The following is a 17,974-nucleotide window of genomic DNA, read 5'->3' on the forward strand; positions in this document are numbered from 1 at the left end:
CGAGGGCGTCAGGTCGAACTGCCGGCTTGCCTCCGCCACCGTCGTCTTGCCCTGGATGATCTCCAGCACCAGCGCCGACTTTCGCCGGGCTGTCCATCGTTTGATCTCTTCGTCCATCACTTGGCTCATCGTGCTCTCCTTGGAAAGGTAGCACCTGAGCAGGAAATTACTGGGTCATTACAGCGGCGCGCAGGCGCTCCAGCCCCTCGTCCATCGACACCTTGGGCACATAGCCGAAATCCCGCGTCGCCGGGGCCATTGAATACCAGTGCGGCGTGCTCAGCTGTTCGGCGAGGAAACGGGTCAGCGGCGGGTCGTCGCGCAGCGGCAGCAGCGTCCACAGCGCTTCGCACACGGCCCCGATCGCATAGGCGGTGCCATAGGGAATGGATTTGCGGATCTCGGGCGCATCGGCCGCGCGCAGCAGGGCGTTGAGCACCTTGCGCAGCGGCCACGGTTCGCCGTTGCTGATGAAGTAGGGCTTGCCGGCGCAGGCGGCCCCCGCGTGCAGGTGTTCGAGCGCATCGACATGGGCGCTGGCGGCGTTGTCGAGATAGGTGGTGTCGACGAGGTTCTCGCCGCCGCCGACCAGCCGCACCCTGCCGCTGCGCGCGCGCGCCACCAGCCGCGGCAGGATCTGGGTGTCGTTCGGTCCCCAGATCAGGCGCGGGCGCAGGGCGACGGTGGCAAGTTCCGGGCCGTTGGCCGCCAGCACCGCGCGTTCGGCAATCGCCTTGGTGGCGGCATAGTGCGACTTGAACGGTTCGCCGTAAGGCACGTTCTCCGCGCTGGCGCCCTCGACCGGGCAGGTGGCCCGGTGCGTGACGCTGGGCGTGGAGGTGAACACCAGCTTGCCGATGCCGTGGGCGCGGCAGGCGGCCAGCACGTTTTCCGTGCCCGTGACGTTGGCCGAATGGAAATCGGCGCGACGCCCCCAGACGCCGGCCTTGGCGGCGTTGTGCAGGATCGCGTCGAAACCGCCATCCAGCGCCCGCAGCACCGCCGCGCGATCGGCCAGGTCGCCCTGCAGCTGCGGCACGCCTTGCGCATCGAGCGCGGCATGCGCGCTGCGGCTGAAACTCGTCACCGCGTGGCCCCGCTCGCGCAGGGCGCGGCACAACGCCTGCCCGAGGAAACCGCCCCCGCCGGTGACGAGCACCTTCATTCGCGTCCCGCCGCCGCGATTTTCGTCGCCGCCCAGGCCGCCAGCTTTTCGCGACCGATCTTGGCGTTGTGGCGAATATCCACCGGGAACGGCTTCGGGTAGTGCAAGAACACGTCGATCTTGGCGGCATGCGCGAACCCGTCGGCGATGTGGCGCAATTCGTCGGCCACCTCCTTCGAATCGGCGCCGCTGCCAGGCCTGAGCTCGAAGCACAGCACCGCCGTCTGCGCGCCGCTGGCGCCCACCCCGACCAGCGCGGTGCGCGCGATCGCGGGGTGGGTGTTGAAGATCGGTTCGACCTGTTCGGTGCACAGCGTGGTCAGCGCATCGACCCTCACCCGCTGCGACTTGCGTCCGCAGAACCACAGCCGTCCCTGCGCGTCGAACCAGCCAAGGTCGCCCATCCGGTGCACGACGCGTTCGCCGCCGTCGGGCAGGGTCTCGCGGATCTTGGCCAGCGCGGTCTGGTCCTCGCGGCCGAAGTACGCGTCGGTGGCGCTGGGGCCGGCCACGGTAATTTCGCCCACCTCGCCCGGAGGCGCCAGCAGCGCGTCGCTCCAGCGGGCGATGGCGTTGTCGTCGATGCCGATGATCCGCACCGTGTTTCCGGCCACCGGCCGGCCGACGCAGGTACCGGCGCCGGTTTCGGTGCGCGCGCGCAGTTCCAGCAATTCGCGCCCTTCGATCACCGCCACCGGCAGGCATTCGGTCGCGCCGTAAGGCGTCCAGAAGGTCGCCTCCGGCGGCAGCAGTTCCAGCATCCGCTGGACGATCTCCGGCGGCACCGGCGCGCCGGCGCTGGTGACGCGCCGCAGGGTCGGCAGCGCTTCGCCGTATTCGGCCAGCACCCGCATCAGCGCCGGCGAGCCGAACAGTTGGTCGGCCTGGAAGCGCGCGATCGCCGCATGCAGCTTGCGCGGGTTGGCGCGGGCCGGGCGAGTCGGATCCATGTCGGGAATCACGCTGGTCAGCCCGAGCGCGGGATCGAACAGCGCGAACGGAGGGAAGGTCGGGAAATCGACGCCGCCGGCCTCGATCCCGAGCATGTCGCGCAGCATCGCGGTCTGGGCGACGAAGTGCCGATGCCGATAGACCACGCCCTTGGGCACCCCGGTGCTGCCGCTGGTGAACAGGACCGCCGCCTCGTCGTCCGGCGCGGTGGCGGCCAGCTGCGACCCGGCGCCCTGCCCGTCCGCTTCGATCTGCGCCAGGGTGACGTCGGCCAGCAGCGCGACGCGCCCGGTCGTCACGCGCAGTTTTGCCGACGGCGCCCAGCCCAGCAGCGCCCTGGCCAGCAGCGCCAGCGGAATGCCGATGAAGGCGGCCGCCTGCGCCTGCGCCAGGCACTGCTTGAGCGCGCGTTTGTCGATGCCCGGATCGATCAGCACCGGCACCGCGCCGAGCTTGAACAGCGCGAACATCAGCAGGAAGAACTCCGGCGTCGGCCGCACCATCACCACGCAGCGCGTCCCCCGCCCGATGCCGCGCTTGCCCAGCCCCGCCGCAATCGCGTCGCTGCGCGCGTCGAGCTGGGCATAACTCAGCGCGACGTCATAGCGGCCATTGCGCCCCGGGCAGCGGATCGCGACGCGGTCGGGACATTCGCGCGCCAGCCGCGGCAGCGCGGACGCGATGTTGCAAGGCTCGTCCATGCGCCGATTATCGCCCAGCCGCATGCCACGCACCCGCGCAGCATCCTGACCCGCCGGGATGATCCGGAACGGATTTGATGCAGGTCAAAACAGCCGGGATCCGGCATCCGCAATCTGGGGGCCCCGGACTTGGAGATCATGGGCATGAGCGACAAACTCACGGGCAAGGTCGCCCTTGTGACCGGCGGCGCCCGCGGCATCGGCGCCGCCATCGTGCGCAGGCTGCACGCAGATGGGGCGGCCGTGGCCATCACCGACGTGCTCGCCGAACAGGGACAGGCGCTGGCCGCCTCGCTGGGAGACCGCGCAGCCTTCTTTCTTCATGACGTCACCGACGAGGCCGCCTGGACCGACACCATCACCGCGGTCACCCGTGCATTCGGCGGGCTGCACATCCTGGTCAACAATGCCGGGATTTTCATCCCCGGCGCCATCGCCGACGCCCGCGCCATCGACAACGAGCGCCAGTTCCGGGTCAACCAGCTGGGCGTGCTGCTCGGGATGAAGCATGGCCAGGGTCCGATCCGTGCGGCTGGCGGCGGCAGCATCGTCAACATCAGTTCGATCGCCGGGCAGCTCGGCTTCCCCGGTACGGCCGGCTATGTCGGCACCAAATGGGCGGTGCGCGGGATGACCAAGACCGCTGCCCTGGAACTGGCGCCTTTCCGCATCCGGGTCAACTCGGTGCACCCCGGCTTCATCGACACCCCGATGCTGGATGCGCTCACACCCGAAGCCACCCAATCCGGCATCGACGGCACTCCGCTGAAACGGATCGGCAAGCCGGAGGACATCGCCGCCGCGGTCGCATTCCTGGTGGGGCCGGACGCCGAGTTCATCACCGGATCGGAGCTGACCGTAGACGGTGGCTGGATTCTTTGACTGCGGGCATCAGCGTTGGGGATCGGGGTCAGTCGGTGGGCAGCAGCCTCGCAAGTCGCTCCCCGATACTCGCTTTGTTGCGAGGCCACCGCCCACCGGCTGGCTCCACAATTCGTGGCGCCATCCCTCCGATGCCGCCGCAGCGGAATGTCCGCTAAAGCGGATTGCGGTCCAGGAACGCGCGGATCAGCGGCACCAGTTCCTCATGCTTGTCTTCCAGCGCGTAGTGGCCGGCATCGGTGTAGGCATGCACTTCCGCATGCGGCAGTGCCGTGCGGAAACCACCGAGGAAATGCCTGTCGAACACGAAATCACGCAGGCCCCAGCCGATGAAGGCCGGGCGATCGGCATAGCCGGGCAGCGCTCTCGCGCTGGCCTGCACCAGCGCCATCGCGCGGTCGCCTTCATGCAGCGGGATGTCCTGCATGAAGCGCAAGGTGGAAATCGCGTTGGCCCAGCCGTCGTACACGCCGGTATAGGCGGCACGCACGTCCTTCGGCAGTTTGCGCACCGTGCCCAGGCGCGCCGCGCCGCGGGCGAACAGGTTGAAGCGCCGGATCAGCCAGCCGCCGAAGCGCGAATCACGGCCCATCGCCAGCCGAAGGGGGAAGCGCTTCGCGCCCGGCAGCGGAAACGCGGCGGTATTGGTGATGACCAGCCGGCGCACGCGCTCCGGATCGCGCAGCGCCCAGCCGAAGCCGATCATCCCGCCCCAGTCGTGGACCGCCAGCGTCAGCGGGCCGGTGATGCCCAGATGCTTCAGCAGCGCGTCAAGGTCGTCGATCCGCGACTGCAGGGTGTAGTCGTAGCGCGGGGATGCGCCCGGCGCATCGTCCGGCTTGTCGGACAGGCCCATGCCGACGTGGTCCGGCACGACGCAGCGATAGCGGTCCGACAGCGCGGCGACCAGATGGCGCCAGTAATAGCTCCAAGACGGATTGCCGTGCAGCATGACGACGACCTCGCCATCGCGAGGCCCTTCGTCCAGATACGACATCCCGATGCCGGGGCGCACCTCGAAACGTTGCGGGGTGAACGGGTATTCGGGAAAGGGCATCGTCGGCTCGAACGGAAAGGCACGCCGGCTTCCGACGTGCCGCCATTATCGCCGACATTGCCGCCGGGCACCGCTCGCGCCGTTCCGCCTCACCGCGGCCGGGCGCTCATTCCTCGACGCGGGTCAGCTCCTTGCCGTCCACCGTCATCTTCCATTCCCCGTTGTCCTCGTGCGGAGGCACCGACACCCTGTAGGTGGTCTTCATCGGCCCCAGCCCGACGATGAAATCGTTGCCGTCAAAGCCCTGCAGCGGCGCCTCGACTCGCGTACTGGCGTTGCCGCCGCCTTCCTTCACGACGATGACTTTCCCGCTCTGGGAAATATTGACGGCCATGCCGTTGGACTGCCATTCGCCAATATAGGCCTGCTTGTCGGGCGGGACGGATTGGCCGCAGCCGGCCAGCCCCAGCGTGGCGAGCAGCAGCGTGGCGATTGCGAAACGTCTCATGATGCTCTCCGGCAGTAGTTGTGTCCCCGTTCAGCGGGACGGGACATCACGAACGGCCGCGTTCCCGCGTGCAGCCGTCCATCGAGATAACGACGGAAGCGGCGGCCACCGGACAATTCACTGCCACGCCAACATCCGCAGGGCACCGCAGCTACAGCGACGTATAGACCAGCAGCACGCCGCCGGTCAGGATCGCGATCAAGGACAGCGAGAACGACCACTCGGAAATCGTCACCATCGTCTTGGCGCGCTTCCGATCCGGATGCTTGGTCGCCCAGTAGCCAAGCGACACGGTGATCAGGAACCCCAGCGAGGCGAACAGGAACAGGTCGTCCGTGATCGAATCGATATGGGTGACGGCGTCCTTCGCCGAAATGATGGCCACCACCGCCAGGCAAACCGTCGCCATCGTGGCGCTGACGGTGATCAGGACCTCGGTGGATCTGTTCTCGTCCGACATGGGGCCTCCGGGATGGACGCCATCATGCCCGAGTCGACGGCATCCGCAATACCGGACGTCTGTTTGTGGCCGCGCCGCCGCACGGATACACCGGACCACGGCGCGTCGCTTCACGTCTGCGCTGGCATCATGCGTCGCATGAGCGATTCCTTCGACGCGCTGATGGCGCGCATCCGCGCCTGCCGGATCTGCGAGGCGTTCCTGCCGCTCGGGCCGCGCCCGGTGCTGCAGGCCTCGCCGCGGTCGCGACTGCTGATCGTCAGCCAGGCGCCGGGGCGCAAGGTGCATGAAACCGGCATCCCCTTCAACGACCCCAGCGGCGATCGCCTGCGCGACTGGCTGGGGATCGACAAGGCCGCGTTCTACGACCCGGAGCGGGTCGCCATCGTGCCGATGGGCTTCTGCTTTCCCGGCACCGGCAAGAGCGGCGATCTGCCGCCGCGCCCGGAGTGCGCGCCGCAGTGGCATCCGCAGCTGCTGCCGCGGCTGAAGCAGGTGCAGCTGACGCTGGCCATCGGCCAGTACGCGCAGGCCGGGCTGCTGAAGGAAGCGCGCGGCGCGACCCTGACCGACACCGTGCGGGACTGGCGCCGCCATCTGGACGCACGCGCCATCCTGCCGCTGCCGCACCCCAGCCCGCGCAACCGGCTGTGGCTGGCGCGCAATCCGTGGTTCGAGCAGGACTTGCTGCCGGAGCTCCAGCGACGGGTGGCTGCGGCGCTGAATGCGTGAGCCGCCGACAATCGGACAGGCGCGATGTCTTGAAGTCATGGCCGACGCCGGCCTGAATCAACAGCCGGCATGCCGCCGGGGCGGTGCGCGGCCTGCGCCGCGCGCCGCGTTCACCATTCCACTTCGGCCATCGAGCAGTTCAGGCCGGAGCCGATGCCGAGCAGGGCGACGCGGCTGCCTTTCTTCAGGCGCCCCATCTCGCGCAGCTTTGACAGCACGATCGGCACTGATGCCGGGCCGATATTGCCGTGTTCGCCGAAAATGGTCATCACCTTGCGCGGATCGATGCCCATCGCCTTGGTGAAGGCGGCGGTGTGCACCTTGCTGACCTGGTGGATCACGAACTCGTCCATCTCGCCCACCACCCAGCCGAGCTTGGTCTTGGCGACCTCGAAGGTCTTGGTCGCCAGCTTGACGCCCTCGATCAGCAGGGTGCGGGTGTCGGTGATCATGCCGTCGAGGTTGCCGCGGCACAGCTTGTTCCACTGGGTCGCCGCGCGCGTGACGCCGCCCTTGTAGCGCGGGGCGCCCGGCGCCAGTTCGGCGCGGGCCAGCACCATGCCGGCGGCGCCCGAGCCCAGGGTCAGACTGGCCAGCTCGCGGCGGAAATCCTCTTCGGTGACGTCCTCGCGCATCATCCGTTCGAGGGTCTTCTCGTAGACCATGTTGGCGGTTTCGCCGTCGACCACCAGCGCGTACTCGATCTCGCCGCGCTCGATCATCCGGCCGGCGATGTCCATGCCGTTGATGAAGGCCAGGCAGGCGTTGGCGATGTCGAAGTTCTGGCAGGTGTCGGGCAGGCCGAGGTTGCCGGAGACGATCGAGGCGGTGGACGGCTCCAGGTAGTCGCGGCTGACCGAGGTGTTGACCAGCAGCCCGACCTTGTCCGGGTCGATGCCGGCATCGGCCAGCGCCTTGACGCCGGCCAGGGTGGCGGCGTCGGAGGCCTGCACGTTGTCGTCCCACAGCCGGCGCTCGTGCACGCCGGCGATGTCGCCGAGCACGTCGGTGCGGATGCCGAGCCGGTCGAGCGTCGGTTTCAGCCGGGCGTTGATCTCGTCCGAGGACAGGCGACGCGGGGCGTCGATGTGGGCCAGGCCGGCAATGGCAACGCGTTGAAACAGCATGATCGTGACTCAAGACAGGCGCCCGAACGGCACCTCGGATCAGGCAGGATAGCGCGTTTCCCACACCGTGCGCTGGCGTATGGGAAAATCGGGCCGGCAAAGCCTGCTCGCATTCAGGGACAGCGCCACATCGCCCAGCGCTGGCGGCCGTTCTCCGGGGGCTGCATCGGGCTGATCCGGTTGGCGCCCAGCCCGACGGCCTGGTTGCGCGCCAGAATTTCCAGCTCGTCGCGCACCCGCAGCGCATCGCGCTCGTAGAACCCGACCCGATGGGTCATGGTCACCACCACTTCGCCACGCGAGACACAGCCGGCCGGCGCGCTGGCCAGGACCTGCACTTGCTGCCCTCCGGGCGTCATCGACACGAACGCACAGCCGGCAAGGGCGAAACAGCCAAGCGCCAACAGGGAAATCCGCATTCGCATGCCTCGAGGGTCCTTGCTTCCGGAACCGTCGTCGCACAGCGGCAAGGATCCGGCGCTGCCGACGTCCCTTGCGAGTGTGGCCGGTTTCATGCCGGACTGGATGAACGCGGGATGGCTCCGGGCATCTGCACGCTGGCGACGAACCCGGTTCAGCCCTCGCCCAGCAGCGTCTCCACCAGCGCGGCGTGGTGGGCGGCCTGGACCGATCGGCGCAGGCGGCTGGCGGTGAGGATGCAGCAGATCTCGTTGACCGCGGATTCGAATACATCGTTGATGATCACGTAGTCGAACTCGTCGTAGTGGCGCATCTCCTCGCGCGCGCCGGCCATCCGGCGCCGGATGACCTCCTCGGAATCCTGGGCGCGCTTGCGCATGCGTTCTTCCAGCGCGGCGCGCGTCGGCGGCAGGATGAAGATGCCGACCGCATCCGGCACTTTCTCCCGGACCTGGCGCGCGCCCTGCCAGTCGATTTCCAAGAGCACGTCGCAGCCGGCCGCAAGCAGCGGCTCCACCGCCTGTCGCGCGGTCCCCTTCCAGTCGCCGTGCACCTTGGCGTATTCGAAGAAATCGCCTGCCGTCACCATCGCCTCGAATTCACCGGCGCTGATGAAGTGGTAATCGCGTCCGTCCACCTCGCCCGGCCGCGCCGGCCGCGAAGTGTACGAAACCGACAGCCGCAGCCCCGTATCGCGCGCCAGCAACGCCCGCACCAGGCTGGACTTTCCGGCGCCGGAGGGGGCCGCGACGATGTAGAGGGTTCCGCGCATGGGCTCAGCCTATTCGATGTTCTGGATCTGCTCGCGGATCTGGTCGATCAGCACCTTCAGCTCGACCGAGGCATTGCTGGTGCGCGCGTCCACCGACTTGCTGCCCAGGGTGTTGGCCTCGCGGTTGAACTCCTGCAGCAGGAAATCCAGCCGGCGCCCGGCCGGGCCGCCTTGCCCAAGCACACGCTGCAGCTCGTCGAGGTGGCTGGACAGGCGGTCCAGCTCCTCGTCGACGTCGAGCTTCTGCAGCCACAGCACCAGCTCCTGTTCCAGCCTTCCCGGATCGACCGCCGTTCCCAGATCGGCCAACCGCGCGTCCAGTTTCTGCCGCTGGCCGGTGCGGATCGCCGGAATCAGGCCGCGCACGTCGGCCACGATGGCTTCGATGCGCCGGGCGCGTTCGCGGATCGTCTCGGCCAGTTTGCCGCCCTCGCGCTCGCGCGCCGCAACGAAAGCGTCCAGGGCCGCATCCAGCACCGCCAGCGCCTCGGCCTGCAGCGCTTCGGCATCGATGCCCGCCACCTGCAGGACGCCCGGGTACTGCAGCAGCTCGGTGAATTCGACGCGCATCTGCGGAAAATGCGCGTCCAGCGTGCGCGCCAGCTCCCCCAGCCGCGCCACCACCGCTTCATCCAGCCCGAGGCTGGCGCCGGCCGGCGCGCGCAGTCGCAAGACGAGGTCGATCTTGCCGCGACCGATGCGCGCCGACACGCGTTCGCGCAGCGCCGATTCGAACCCGCGCAGTTCCTCCGGCAGGCGCACGCCCAGTTCAAGGAAGCGGTGGTTCACCGAACGCAGCTCGCAGCCGAGCGCACCCCACGCGGTTGCGCGTTCGGCGGTGGCGCTGGCGGTCATGCTGCGGATCGGCATGGGGCGAACCCGAGTGCGGAAACGGTCAATGGTAATCTAGTGCCCCGTCGTTTTCCGGTTGCAGCGATGACATCGCTTCGTCCCAGCGGCCGCCAGTCCGGCGAGCTGCGCCCCGTCGAAATCATTCGCGGCTACACCCGCCACGCCGAGGGTTCCGTGCTGGTGAGCTTCGGCGACACCCGCGTTCTGTGCACCGCCAGCGTCGACAACAAGGTGCCCGCCTTCCTGCGCGGCAAGGAAGAGGGCTGGGTGACGGCCGAATACGGCATGCTCCCGCGCGCCACCCACACCCGCAGCGACCGCGAGGCCGCGCGCGGCAAGCAGGGCGGACGCACGCTGGAAATCCAGCGCCTGATCGGGCGCTCGCTGCGCGCCTGCATCGACCGCAAGCTGCTCGGCGAACGCACCATCACCCTCGATTGCGACGTGCTGCAGGCCGACGGCGGCACCCGCACCGCGGCGATCACCGGCGCCTACGTGGCGCTGGTCGATGCGGTCGAAGGGCTGATCGCCTCCGGCGCGATCAAGCCGCGCCAGCAGCGCCGTTCACCGATCATCGGCGCAGTTGCGGCGGTTTCGGTGGGCATCTTCCGGGGCACGCCGGTGCTGGACCTCGACTACGCCGAGGACAGCGCCTGCGACACCGACATGAACGTGGTAATGAACGACGGCGGCGGTTTCATCGAACTGCAGGGCACTGCCGAAGGCCACGCCTTCCGCCGGGACGAACTCGACGCCTTGCTGGCGCTGGCCGAATCCGGCTGCCAGCAGCTGTTCGCCGCGCAACAGGCCGCGTTGGCAAGCCCCTGACCCCACGATCAATGCAGGCTTGCATCGAAGCCTGACCAAGCAGTTGCATCTGCGATGAACCCCAAGCCGTGCCAGCCGCCCCTTGGAGTTCGAGCAGGCCATGGATGGCCTGCGCCCGCGAATTGCAGCAGGATGCGCAACCTGAGCGGCGAATCCCAAGGGGCGGCTGGCGCGGCCGCGAGGAAATTCGCACACCACGGAACCCACTTCCATGAAGCTCGTTCTCGCATCCTCCAACCCGGGCAAGCTGAGCGAACTGCGCGCCCTCCTCGGCAGCAGCATCGACCTGCACGCGCAATCGGAATTCGGTGTCGGCGATGCCGTGGAAACCGGGCTGACCTTCGTCGAGAACGCGCTGATCAAGGCCCGCCACGCCGCCCGTGCGACCGGGCTGCCGGCGCTGGCCGACGACTCCGGCCTTTGCGTCGACGCCCTGCACGGCGCCCCCGGCCTGCATTCGGCGCGCTACGCCGGCACCCACGGCGACGACGAGGCCAACAACGACCGCCTGCTGCGCGAGCTCGCGGACATTCCAGAAGCGCAGCGCACGGCGCGCTTCGTCTGCGTGCTGGCCCTGCTGCACCGCCCCGACGACCCGATGCCACTGATCGCGCAGGGCGCGTGGGAAGGCCGCATCCTGCGCGAACGCCGCGGCGCCGGCGGCTTCGGCTACGACCCGGTGTTCTTCTCGCCCGCGCACGGCTGCGCATCGGCGGAGCTGCCGCCCGAGGTGAAGAACCGCGACAGCCACCGCGCGATGGCGCTGGCGAAGCTGCGGGCGGGGCTGGTGCCGCCGCGCTGAGCGCCTGTGTCGAAAGCGACCGGACGACCTTCGTTCGGGCTGCAGAGCGAAAGCTTTTTTGACGTGGATCAGCGCGGATGGCGCGGATAGAGCCGTCAGACACGATGGCTGTGGCCATTCCGGGATAACCGTGGACGACATCCCATCTCCACGTGCTGCTTGCCACTGAAGGGAAACGCCTCACCGACGAAACGGGCGGCGCTTCTACAATGTGCGGATGCTCACCGCCCCGCCGCTCGCGCTCTACGTCCACGTCCCGTGGTGCGTGCGCAAATGCCCGTACTGCGATTTCAATTCGCACCAGCAGCGCGGCGCCCTGCCGTTCGACGCCTATGTCGATGCGCTGATCGCGGACCTCGAACACGACTTGCCACAGGTCTGGGGTCGGGTCGTGCACAGCGTGTTCTTCGGCGGCGGCACGCCGTCGCTGTTTCCGCCGCAGGCGATCGACCGCTTCCTGCAGCAGGCCAGCGCGCGCCTGCGCTTCGCGCCGGGCGCGGAAATCACCCTCGAAGCCAATCCGGGCACGCTCGAACACGGGCCGTTCCCCGGCTACCGCAGGGCCGGGGTCAATCGCCTGAGCATCGGCGTGCAGAGCTTCGACGACGGCTGCCTGCAGCGGCTGGGGCGCATCCATTCCAGCGGCGACGCCGATCGCGCGGTCAAGGCGGCGCAGGATGCCGGCTTCGACAACATCAACCTCGACCTGATGTACGCGCTGCCGCAGCAGACCCTGGCGATGGCCGAGGCCGACATCGCGCTTGCGGTCGCCCTGCAGCCCACCCACATCAGCCATTACCAGCTCACCCTCGAAGCCGGCACGAAATTCGGCGCCCGCCCGCCCGCCGGCATCCCCGACATCGACAGCGCCTGGGACATGCAGGAAGCCTGCCAGGCAGCGCTGGCCCGGGCGGGCTTCCTGCAATATGAAGTCAGCGCCTACGCCCGCGATGGCCGCCGGTGTGCGCACAACCTGAACTACTGGACATTCGGCGACTATCTGGGCATCGGCGCCGGCGCCCACGGCAAGCTGACCCTGCCGGCCGAAAACCGGGTGCTGCGCCGCTGGAAAACCAGGCTGCCCAACGCCTACATGGCCAAAGCGGGTCGTGCGGAGGCCATCGAGGGGGAAGAGACGCTCCGCCCCGAACGCCTTGCCTTCGACTTCATGCTCAACGCGCTGCGCCTGAACGACGGCGTGTCGATGGCCAGCTTCGAAGCCCGCACGGGGCTGTCACGATCGTCCATCGCCGATCGCCTGGGCACCGCGCGCGCGAACGGCTGGCTGGACGCGGATCCGGATTGGCTGCGGCCGACGCCGCTGGGCCTTCGCTTCGCCAACGACGCGATCGCCTTGTTCCTGGACTGACCGCCGGCCCGACTGTCCACGGCAGCGTTGCCCATGCCCGATTCGCGCTACCATTCCGGCGGTGGCGGAGCGCCAGGGGGGCGTTGATGGCCGAAGCAATCTCCGGAACCAGGGAAGGCGGATTGATCCCGGCCCGCGTGTCGCGGCGCGCGCGCAGCGTACTCGATCGTTTGTTTGCCGACGTGCGGCAGGAATTCGAACTTCGTCTGCCCAGGATCGTCGAAGCCACCGAACTGGCCCTGACCGAGCCGCTGCCCGCCGGCAATCCCACCCTGGAGGCGACGCGGATCGAATCGCTGCGCAGCCTCGGCAGCGGCAGCCCGCTGTTTCTCCAGCGCTTTCTCCTGTCCGTGGAAGAGGGCTTCAAGACGCCCGGCGCCGGTACCGCTCTCGCCAGGCCGGAAGACTCCGGTTACCGGCCGCAGACGCTGAGTCTGGTCAGCGATGACGACATCAACAACGACGACGCCCTGCTGGTAAACACCGCCAGTCGACTCAGTTCCCGCAACAGTCTGGCGCTGCAGCTGCTCGGCCAGCGCCTCGGCGTGCTGACCCGCGCGCCGGCGTATGAACCGGAAGCCTTGCCGATGGGGCCGTACGCGCTGTGCGCGGGCCTGGCCGAGGCCGTCGCCGTGTTCGAGCTGTCGCGGCCGGCCCGCCTGCAGCTGTTCCAGCAGTTCGAGCGGGCCCTGATCGATGCCTATCCGACGCTGCTGGACGTCTGCAACCGGAGCCTGGTCCAGCTCGGAATCCTGCCGCACCTCAGCTACGTGCCCGTGCGCCGGGCGCCGGGATCGCGCGCCAGCGACAGTGACGAAGCAGCCGGCGTGCTCGATGCGCAATCCCCCGAAGCGCTCGCCGGCCAACGGGTCCGTGCGGCGCTTCAGGCGCCGATCGACGCGAGCTTCGCCACCCTGCAATCCTTGCTGCAACGCCGACGCAAGGTGCTCGCCAAGTTGCGTCCGACCAGCGCGGTCACCGCGGGCCGCGATCCCGAGAAACCGGTCCCGAAGCTCGGGCACGACGAGGTTCTGGAAGCGTTGCAGCGGCTGCGCAGCAACAACACCCGCGCCCAGAGCGTGCACGAATACCGCCAGATCCTGCTGGCACAGGCTCGCCAGCAGCGCGGCCACGGCGTGACGCTGTCCGAATCCGACGAGGACAGCTTCGACCTGCTGGCCCTGTTCCTGGCCCAGCTACAGCGCGCCCTGCGCCGCTCCAGTCCGGGGCATTCGCTGATCGACAAACTGTTCCTGCCGATGGCGATATCCGCCCTGCGCGACAGCGATTTCTTCACCCGCCCGGAACACCCTGCGCGCGAACTGCTCGACGCCGTCTCGCTCGCCGGCGCGCGCTGGCTGGGCGAAGACGACCTCGACGCACAGTGGCTGGGCCTGCTGCAACGTGCGGTCAACTCGGTCCAGCGCGACGGAGACGGGGGCACGGAAGCGTTTTCCGAGGCCAATCGCACCTTGCAATCGGGACTGCAAACCCTGATGCGCAAGGCCGAGATGGCCGAACGCCGGCAGGTGGAAGCCGCACGCGGCCGCGAGCGACTGGCGATCGCGCGGATGCGCGCCGGCGAGGCGATCGACGTGATTGTCGGCGATAACGCCCTGCCGCCCTACCACGACGCCTTCATCCGCCATACCTGGGTCGATGTGCTGTCACTGGCCTTCCTGCGCGGCGGAGAGGAAGCGGCCGGCTGGAAAGAGCTGTTGGAAATCACGCAGCAGATCGCCGCGGCGGGGCTGCTCGGCGACGCGAAAGCGCTCCCGGATTCCAGCATCGCACGTGTGTGCGCGGCGCTCGAACAGGTGGGCTATCACCAGGACGATGCCGCCGCGATTGCCGCTGCGCTGGGTCCGGGGGCCGATGCTGCCGAGCGCGAACGGCTCCGGGTCAAGCTCGGCGAGCGAGCCCGCCTCGGCGAGGACGCCATGGCCGCGGACGATGATGCAAAAGTGCTGAAGCATCCCGAAGAACGCCAGGCCTACGAACGCTTGCGCAGCGTAAGCATCCCCGCATGGATCGAATATTCACAAGATCCCGAACATCCGCTCCGCCGGCGCCTGGCCTGGATCGGCGAGACCTCGGGACAGGCGTTGCTGGTCAACCGCCGCGGTCTGCGCACGGGGGAGGAAACCCTGGTCAAGCTGGCGCGGAAGCTTGCCACCGGCGATGCCCAGCTGCTGGATGCGGATTCGTCGCCGGCGAAGTCGGCGTGGAAAGCCACGCTCGACAGCCTGATGCCGCTGGCGTCCGACAAGGACAGGAAGGATGGCGATGGGCATTGAACAGCGCCGCCACCCGCGCCGCGAAGTGGTCGGGCGCGTCGAGGTCTTCGACACCATCGCCGAGCAGACGGTGGGCGTTCTGGGAGACGTGTCCGCCGGCGGCCTGCTGCTGATCGCCAGCTCCCCGTTGCCCGACGACGCGCTGTTCCAGCTCCGCTTCAGCCTGGCCGACGAGGGCCGCCCGCTGCCGACCATCGAAGTCGGCGCCCACGTGCTCTGGCAGGCACCCGCCGGCGCGCCGGGCCAGTACTACGTCGGCATGCGCTTCATCGGCCTCGCGCCTGAAGTGGCACGACTACTCGAAAACTGGTCACAAAAGTAGCGGGCGCGGAGGATGCCGGCATCCGGCCAGCCCACACCCGCGGATCACGTCTCCTGCGCGACAATGCCGGCTTCTCGACGTCAGGTGATGCCGTGACCCGATCCGAAACCGCCGCGCTGTATCCAGCCCATCTGGCGACCCTGGAAATGCGCGCCGCCGAAGCGCTACGCCGTTGCCAGCGTGATCACCTGGTCGTTCCCAGCGGCACTCTGCACCTGCGCGCGTTCGACGACCTGGAGTATCCCTACGCGGTCAATCCCCAGTTCAAGGCCTGGCTGCCACTGACCGATGCGCCGGGAAGCTGGCTGGTCGTCACCCCCGGCCGGCGTCCGAAGCTGGTGTTCCTGCAACCGCAGGACTACTGGCACGCGGTGCCGGACGCACCCTCGGGCTACTGGGCGGAGCAGTTCGAGATCGCGGTGATCCGCAATCCCGAGGACGCGCTGGCGCAACTGCCCGCCGACGCCTCGCGCTGCGCGATCCTGGGCGAAGCGCAGAGTGCGCTGGGCGATTTCGTGCCGGACAACCCGCCGGAGGCGATCGCCTATCTGGAATACCACCGCGCCTTCAAGACGCCGTACGAGATCGCGATGATGGCGGCCGCCAACCGCACCGCCGTGCGCGGTCACCGGGCGGCGCTGCGCGCCTTCCGCGCCGGCTCGGGCGAGTTCGGCATCCATCTGGCCTATTGCCAGGCCACCGGCCAGGACGTCAACGCCCTGCCCTACGGCAACATCATCGCCCTCAACCGCCACGCGGCGATCCTGCACTACATGACCCAGGAACGGTTGCCGCCGAAATCCTTGCGCAGCTTCCTGATTGACGCCGGCGCCGACCACGGCGGCTATGCGGCCGACGTCACCCGCACCTATTCCGCACAGGACGACGATTTCGCGGCGCTGATCGCCGCCGTGGACTCGGCCCAGCAGTCGCTGGCGGCACGCGTGCGTCCTGGCCTCGACTACCGCCAGCTGCATTTGGACGCCCACCTCGCGCTGGCCGGCGTGCTGCGCGAGGCCGGCGTGCTGCGCGTGGGCGCCGAGGAAGCGGTGGCGCGCGGCGTCTCGCGGGCGTTCTTCCCGCACGGGCTGGGCCACGGCATCGGCCTGCAGGTGCACGACGTCGCCGGCTTCGCCGCCAGCGACGCCGGTGGCACCCTGGACAAACCCGACGGCCATCCATTCCTGCGCCTGACCCGCACCCTGGAACCGGGAATGGTCGTCACGATCGAACCCGGCGTGTATTTCATCGACATGCTGCTCGACCAGATCAAGGCCGACGGCTGCGCCGACGCGGTCGACTGGGATCGGGTCGAAGACTTCCGGCCCTGCGGCGGGATCCGGATCGAGGACGACGTGGCCTGCACCGAGGATGCGCCGATCAACCTCACCCGCGAGGCCTTTGCGGAAGGCTGATCGCGCAGTCGGCCGAACGCGCGCGACTCCCGCTACGCGGCAGCGGTGCCCGCCATGAACGCCTCGACTTCGTCGGCGGTGCGTTCCAGCGCGGCGCTGAGCACGCGGTGGCCGGTGCGCGTCACCAGCACGTCGTCCTCGATGCGGATGCCGATGCCGCGCCAGCGGGCAGGGACATCGGCCGCATCGGCCGGCACGTACAGCCCCGGCTCGACCGTGAACACCATGCCCGGCTCGAGCAGTCGCGAGGCGCCCTCGATCCGGTATTCGCCCACGTCATGCACGTCCAGTCCGAGCCAGTGCCCGGTCTTGTGTGGATAGAAGCGCTTGTACGTTTCTCCGGAAACCGCGTCCTCCAGTCGGCCCTTGAGCAGCCCCAGCGCCAGCAGACCCTCACACAGGGTCAGGACCGCCGCCGCGTGTATCTCGGCAAAGGCCGCGCCGGGTCGCGCCTGCGCCAATGCCGCATCCTGCGCCCTGCAGACCAGGTCGTGCAGGGCGCGCTGCTCGCGCGAGTAGCGCCCGCTGGCAGGGAAGGTGCGGGTGAGGTCGGCCGCATAGCCGCAGTATTCGGCGCCCGCGTCGATCAACACCAGTTCGCCCGCGCGCACCCGACTGGCGTTGGCGCCGTAGTGCAGGATGCAGCCGTTGGCCCCGGCACCGACAATGCTGGCGTAGGCCGGCTGCGCGTCGTTGCGGCGGAACTCGCGCTCGACTTCCGCCTGCAGGGCGTACTCGTGGACGCCGCCGCGAACCGCACGCATTGCCGTGCGGTGGGCTTCGATCGTGATATCGACGGCGCGCTGCATCAGCCGCACTTCCGGCTCCGACTTGAACAGCCGCATCTCGTCGAGCAGATGGCCCAATTGCAGGAATTCCTGCGGCGCGCGTCCGTCGGCGCGACCGCGCAAGCGGTTGACCCAGCCGATCAGCTTGAGGTCGAACCCGGCGTCCAGCCCCAGCGGATAAAAGGCGCGGGCGCGTCCTTCCATCAGCCCGGGCAGGATGTCGTCGATATCGGAGATCGGATAGGCATCATCGACGCCGAGTTCCTCGCCGGCCCGCTCCGGCCCGAGCCGGGGCCCGTCCCAGCCTTCCCGGGCAGGATCGCGCTCGCGGCAGAACAAGATCGTCTCGCCGTGCCGCCGTCCCGGCACCAGCGCCAGCACGGCATCGGGTTCGAGGAAGCCGGTCAGGTACAGGAAGTTCGAATCCTGGCGGTACGGGTACAGGGTGTCGCGGCTGCGCACCCGCTCGGGCGCAGCGGCCAGCACCACGATGGCCGCGTCCCCGACCAGGTCCATCAGTCGCTTGCGGCGCGCGGCATGCAGCCGGCGCCACTCGGCGGTCAGCAGCGGCATCGGAACGCTTCCA

At 68.8% G+C, this 17,974-nt stretch carries 18 protein-coding genes and 1 pseudogene; 8 read left to right on the forward strand and 11 right to left on the reverse strand.

Annotated features, from left to right (window positions below):
- From Q0X16_RS06010 to oleC, 3 genes and pseudogenes are all read right to left on the reverse strand, one after another.
- Positions 1-129: pseudogene (locus Q0X16_RS06010) on the reverse strand (DUF1153 domain-containing protein); the annotation flags it as partial.
- Positions 130-166: 37 nt separating this feature from the next.
- Entirely contained in the window at positions 167-1,165 is a 999-nt protein-coding gene (locus Q0X16_RS06015; protein WP_297831947.1) for an NAD-dependent epimerase/dehydratase family protein, read from the reverse strand.
- The gene (oleC, locus tag Q0X16_RS06020) at positions 1,162-2,817 is read right to left on the reverse strand and encodes an olefin beta-lactone synthetase (RefSeq protein WP_297831950.1); all 1,656 of its coding nucleotides are present in this window, start codon (positions 2,815-2,817) and stop codon (positions 1,162-1,164) included. Before oleC ends, Q0X16_RS06015 begins: the two co-directional genes overlap by 4 nt.
- A gap of 144 nt (positions 2,818-2,961) precedes the next feature.
- Here oleC and Q0X16_RS06025 point away from each other — a divergent pair, with 144 nt between their 5' ends.
- Positions 2,962-3,699, forward strand: coding sequence for a glucose 1-dehydrogenase (locus Q0X16_RS06025; RefSeq protein ID WP_297831953.1), 738 nt, complete (start codon positions 2,962-2,964; stop codon positions 3,697-3,699).
- A 154-nt stretch (positions 3,700-3,853) separates the two neighbouring features.
- Here Q0X16_RS06025 and Q0X16_RS06030 read toward each other — a convergent pair whose 3' ends face one another.
- The 3 genes from Q0X16_RS06030 to Q0X16_RS06040 form a co-directional block, all read right to left on the reverse strand.
- Positions 3,854-4,756, reverse strand: coding sequence for an alpha/beta fold hydrolase (locus tag Q0X16_RS06030; protein WP_297831955.1), 903 nt, complete (start codon positions 4,754-4,756; stop codon positions 3,854-3,856).
- A gap of 106 nt (positions 4,757-4,862) precedes the next feature.
- Positions 4,863-5,204, reverse strand: coding sequence for a hypothetical protein (locus Q0X16_RS06035; RefSeq protein WP_297831958.1), 342 nt, complete (start codon positions 5,202-5,204; stop codon positions 4,863-4,865).
- A gap of 151 nt (positions 5,205-5,355) precedes the next feature.
- Positions 5,356-5,664, reverse strand: a complete 309-nt coding sequence (locus Q0X16_RS06040; protein ID WP_297831960.1) for a hypothetical protein — start codon at positions 5,662-5,664, stop codon at positions 5,356-5,358.
- Positions 5,665-5,802: 138 nt separating this feature from the next.
- On the opposite strand from Q0X16_RS06040, the gene Q0X16_RS06045 reads away from it, so the two are divergent.
- Positions 5,803-6,396 carry a uracil-DNA glycosylase family protein gene (locus tag Q0X16_RS06045; protein WP_297831963.1) on the forward strand — a complete coding sequence of 198 codons (594 nt, stop codon included), beginning with the start codon at positions 5,803-5,805 and terminating at the stop codon, positions 6,394-6,396.
- Between the two features lie 110 nt (positions 6,397-6,506).
- Here the strand turns inward: Q0X16_RS06045 and Q0X16_RS06050 are convergent, their stop codons facing one another.
- From Q0X16_RS06050 to Q0X16_RS06065, 4 genes are all read right to left on the reverse strand, one after another.
- The gene (locus tag Q0X16_RS06050; RefSeq protein ID WP_297831966.1) at positions 6,507-7,523 is read right to left on the reverse strand and encodes a 3-oxoacyl-ACP synthase III; all 1,017 of its coding nucleotides are present in this window, start codon (positions 7,521-7,523) and stop codon (positions 6,507-6,509) included.
- A gap of 113 nt (positions 7,524-7,636) precedes the next feature.
- Complete coding sequence (locus tag Q0X16_RS06055; protein ID WP_297831969.1) at positions 7,637-7,942, reverse strand: DUF4156 domain-containing protein; 306 nt, start codon at positions 7,940-7,942, stop codon at positions 7,637-7,639.
- Positions 7,943-8,097: 155 nt separating this feature from the next.
- Positions 8,098-8,715: a guanylate kinase gene (gene gmk, locus Q0X16_RS06060; RefSeq protein WP_297831972.1), complete on the reverse strand. Its 618-nt coding sequence runs from the start codon at positions 8,713-8,715 to the stop codon at positions 8,098-8,100.
- A gap of 9 nt (positions 8,716-8,724) precedes the next feature.
- Positions 8,725-9,570: a YicC/YloC family endoribonuclease gene (locus tag Q0X16_RS06065; RefSeq protein WP_297832092.1), complete on the reverse strand. Its 846-nt coding sequence runs from the start codon at positions 9,568-9,570 to the stop codon at positions 8,725-8,727.
- An 81-nt stretch (positions 9,571-9,651) separates the two neighbouring features.
- On the opposite strand from Q0X16_RS06065, the gene rph reads away from it, so the two are divergent.
- The 6 genes from rph (at position 9,652) to pepQ (ending at position 16,600) form a co-directional block, all read left to right on the forward strand.
- Complete coding sequence (gene rph, locus Q0X16_RS06070; RefSeq protein ID WP_297831975.1) at positions 9,652-10,395, forward strand: ribonuclease PH; 744 nt, start codon at positions 9,652-9,654, stop codon at positions 10,393-10,395.
- A 211-nt stretch (positions 10,396-10,606) separates the two neighbouring features.
- Positions 10,607-11,197 (forward strand): RdgB/HAM1 family non-canonical purine NTP pyrophosphatase, encoded by a 591-nt coding sequence (gene rdgB / locus Q0X16_RS06075; RefSeq protein ID WP_297831978.1) that lies wholly within the window; start codon positions 10,607-10,609, stop codon positions 11,195-11,197.
- Positions 11,198-11,414: 217 nt separating this feature from the next.
- Positions 11,415-12,566 carry a radical SAM family heme chaperone HemW gene (gene hemW / locus Q0X16_RS06080; protein ID WP_297831982.1) on the forward strand — a complete coding sequence of 384 codons (1,152 nt, stop codon included), beginning with the start codon at positions 11,415-11,417 and terminating at the stop codon, positions 12,564-12,566.
- Positions 12,567-12,652: 86 nt separating this feature from the next.
- On the forward strand, positions 12,653-14,863 hold the full coding sequence (locus tag Q0X16_RS06085; protein ID WP_297831985.1) for a DUF1631 family protein: 2,211 nt from the start codon (positions 12,653-12,655) through the stop codon (positions 14,861-14,863).
- Positions 14,853-15,185, forward strand: a complete 333-nt coding sequence (locus Q0X16_RS06090) for a PilZ domain-containing protein (protein WP_297831988.1) — start codon at positions 14,853-14,855, stop codon at positions 15,183-15,185. Before Q0X16_RS06085 ends, Q0X16_RS06090 begins: the two co-directional genes overlap by 11 nt.
- 92 nt (positions 15,186-15,277) lie before the next feature.
- Positions 15,278-16,600 carry a Xaa-Pro dipeptidase gene (pepQ, locus tag Q0X16_RS06095; RefSeq protein WP_297831991.1) on the forward strand — a complete coding sequence of 441 codons (1,323 nt, stop codon included), beginning with the start codon at positions 15,278-15,280 and terminating at the stop codon, positions 16,598-16,600.
- 32 nt (positions 16,601-16,632) lie between these two features.
- Here pepQ and Q0X16_RS06100 read toward each other — a convergent pair whose 3' ends face one another.
- Positions 16,633-17,961, reverse strand: coding sequence for an aminopeptidase P N-terminal domain-containing protein (locus Q0X16_RS06100; protein ID WP_297831993.1), 1,329 nt, complete (start codon positions 17,959-17,961; stop codon positions 16,633-16,635).
- Positions 17,962-17,974 lie beyond the last annotated feature (13 nt).

This window comes from Thermomonas sp., assembly GCF_025993755.1.
Taxonomy (GTDB): Bacteria; Pseudomonadota; Gammaproteobacteria; order Xanthomonadales; family Xanthomonadaceae; genus Thermomonas.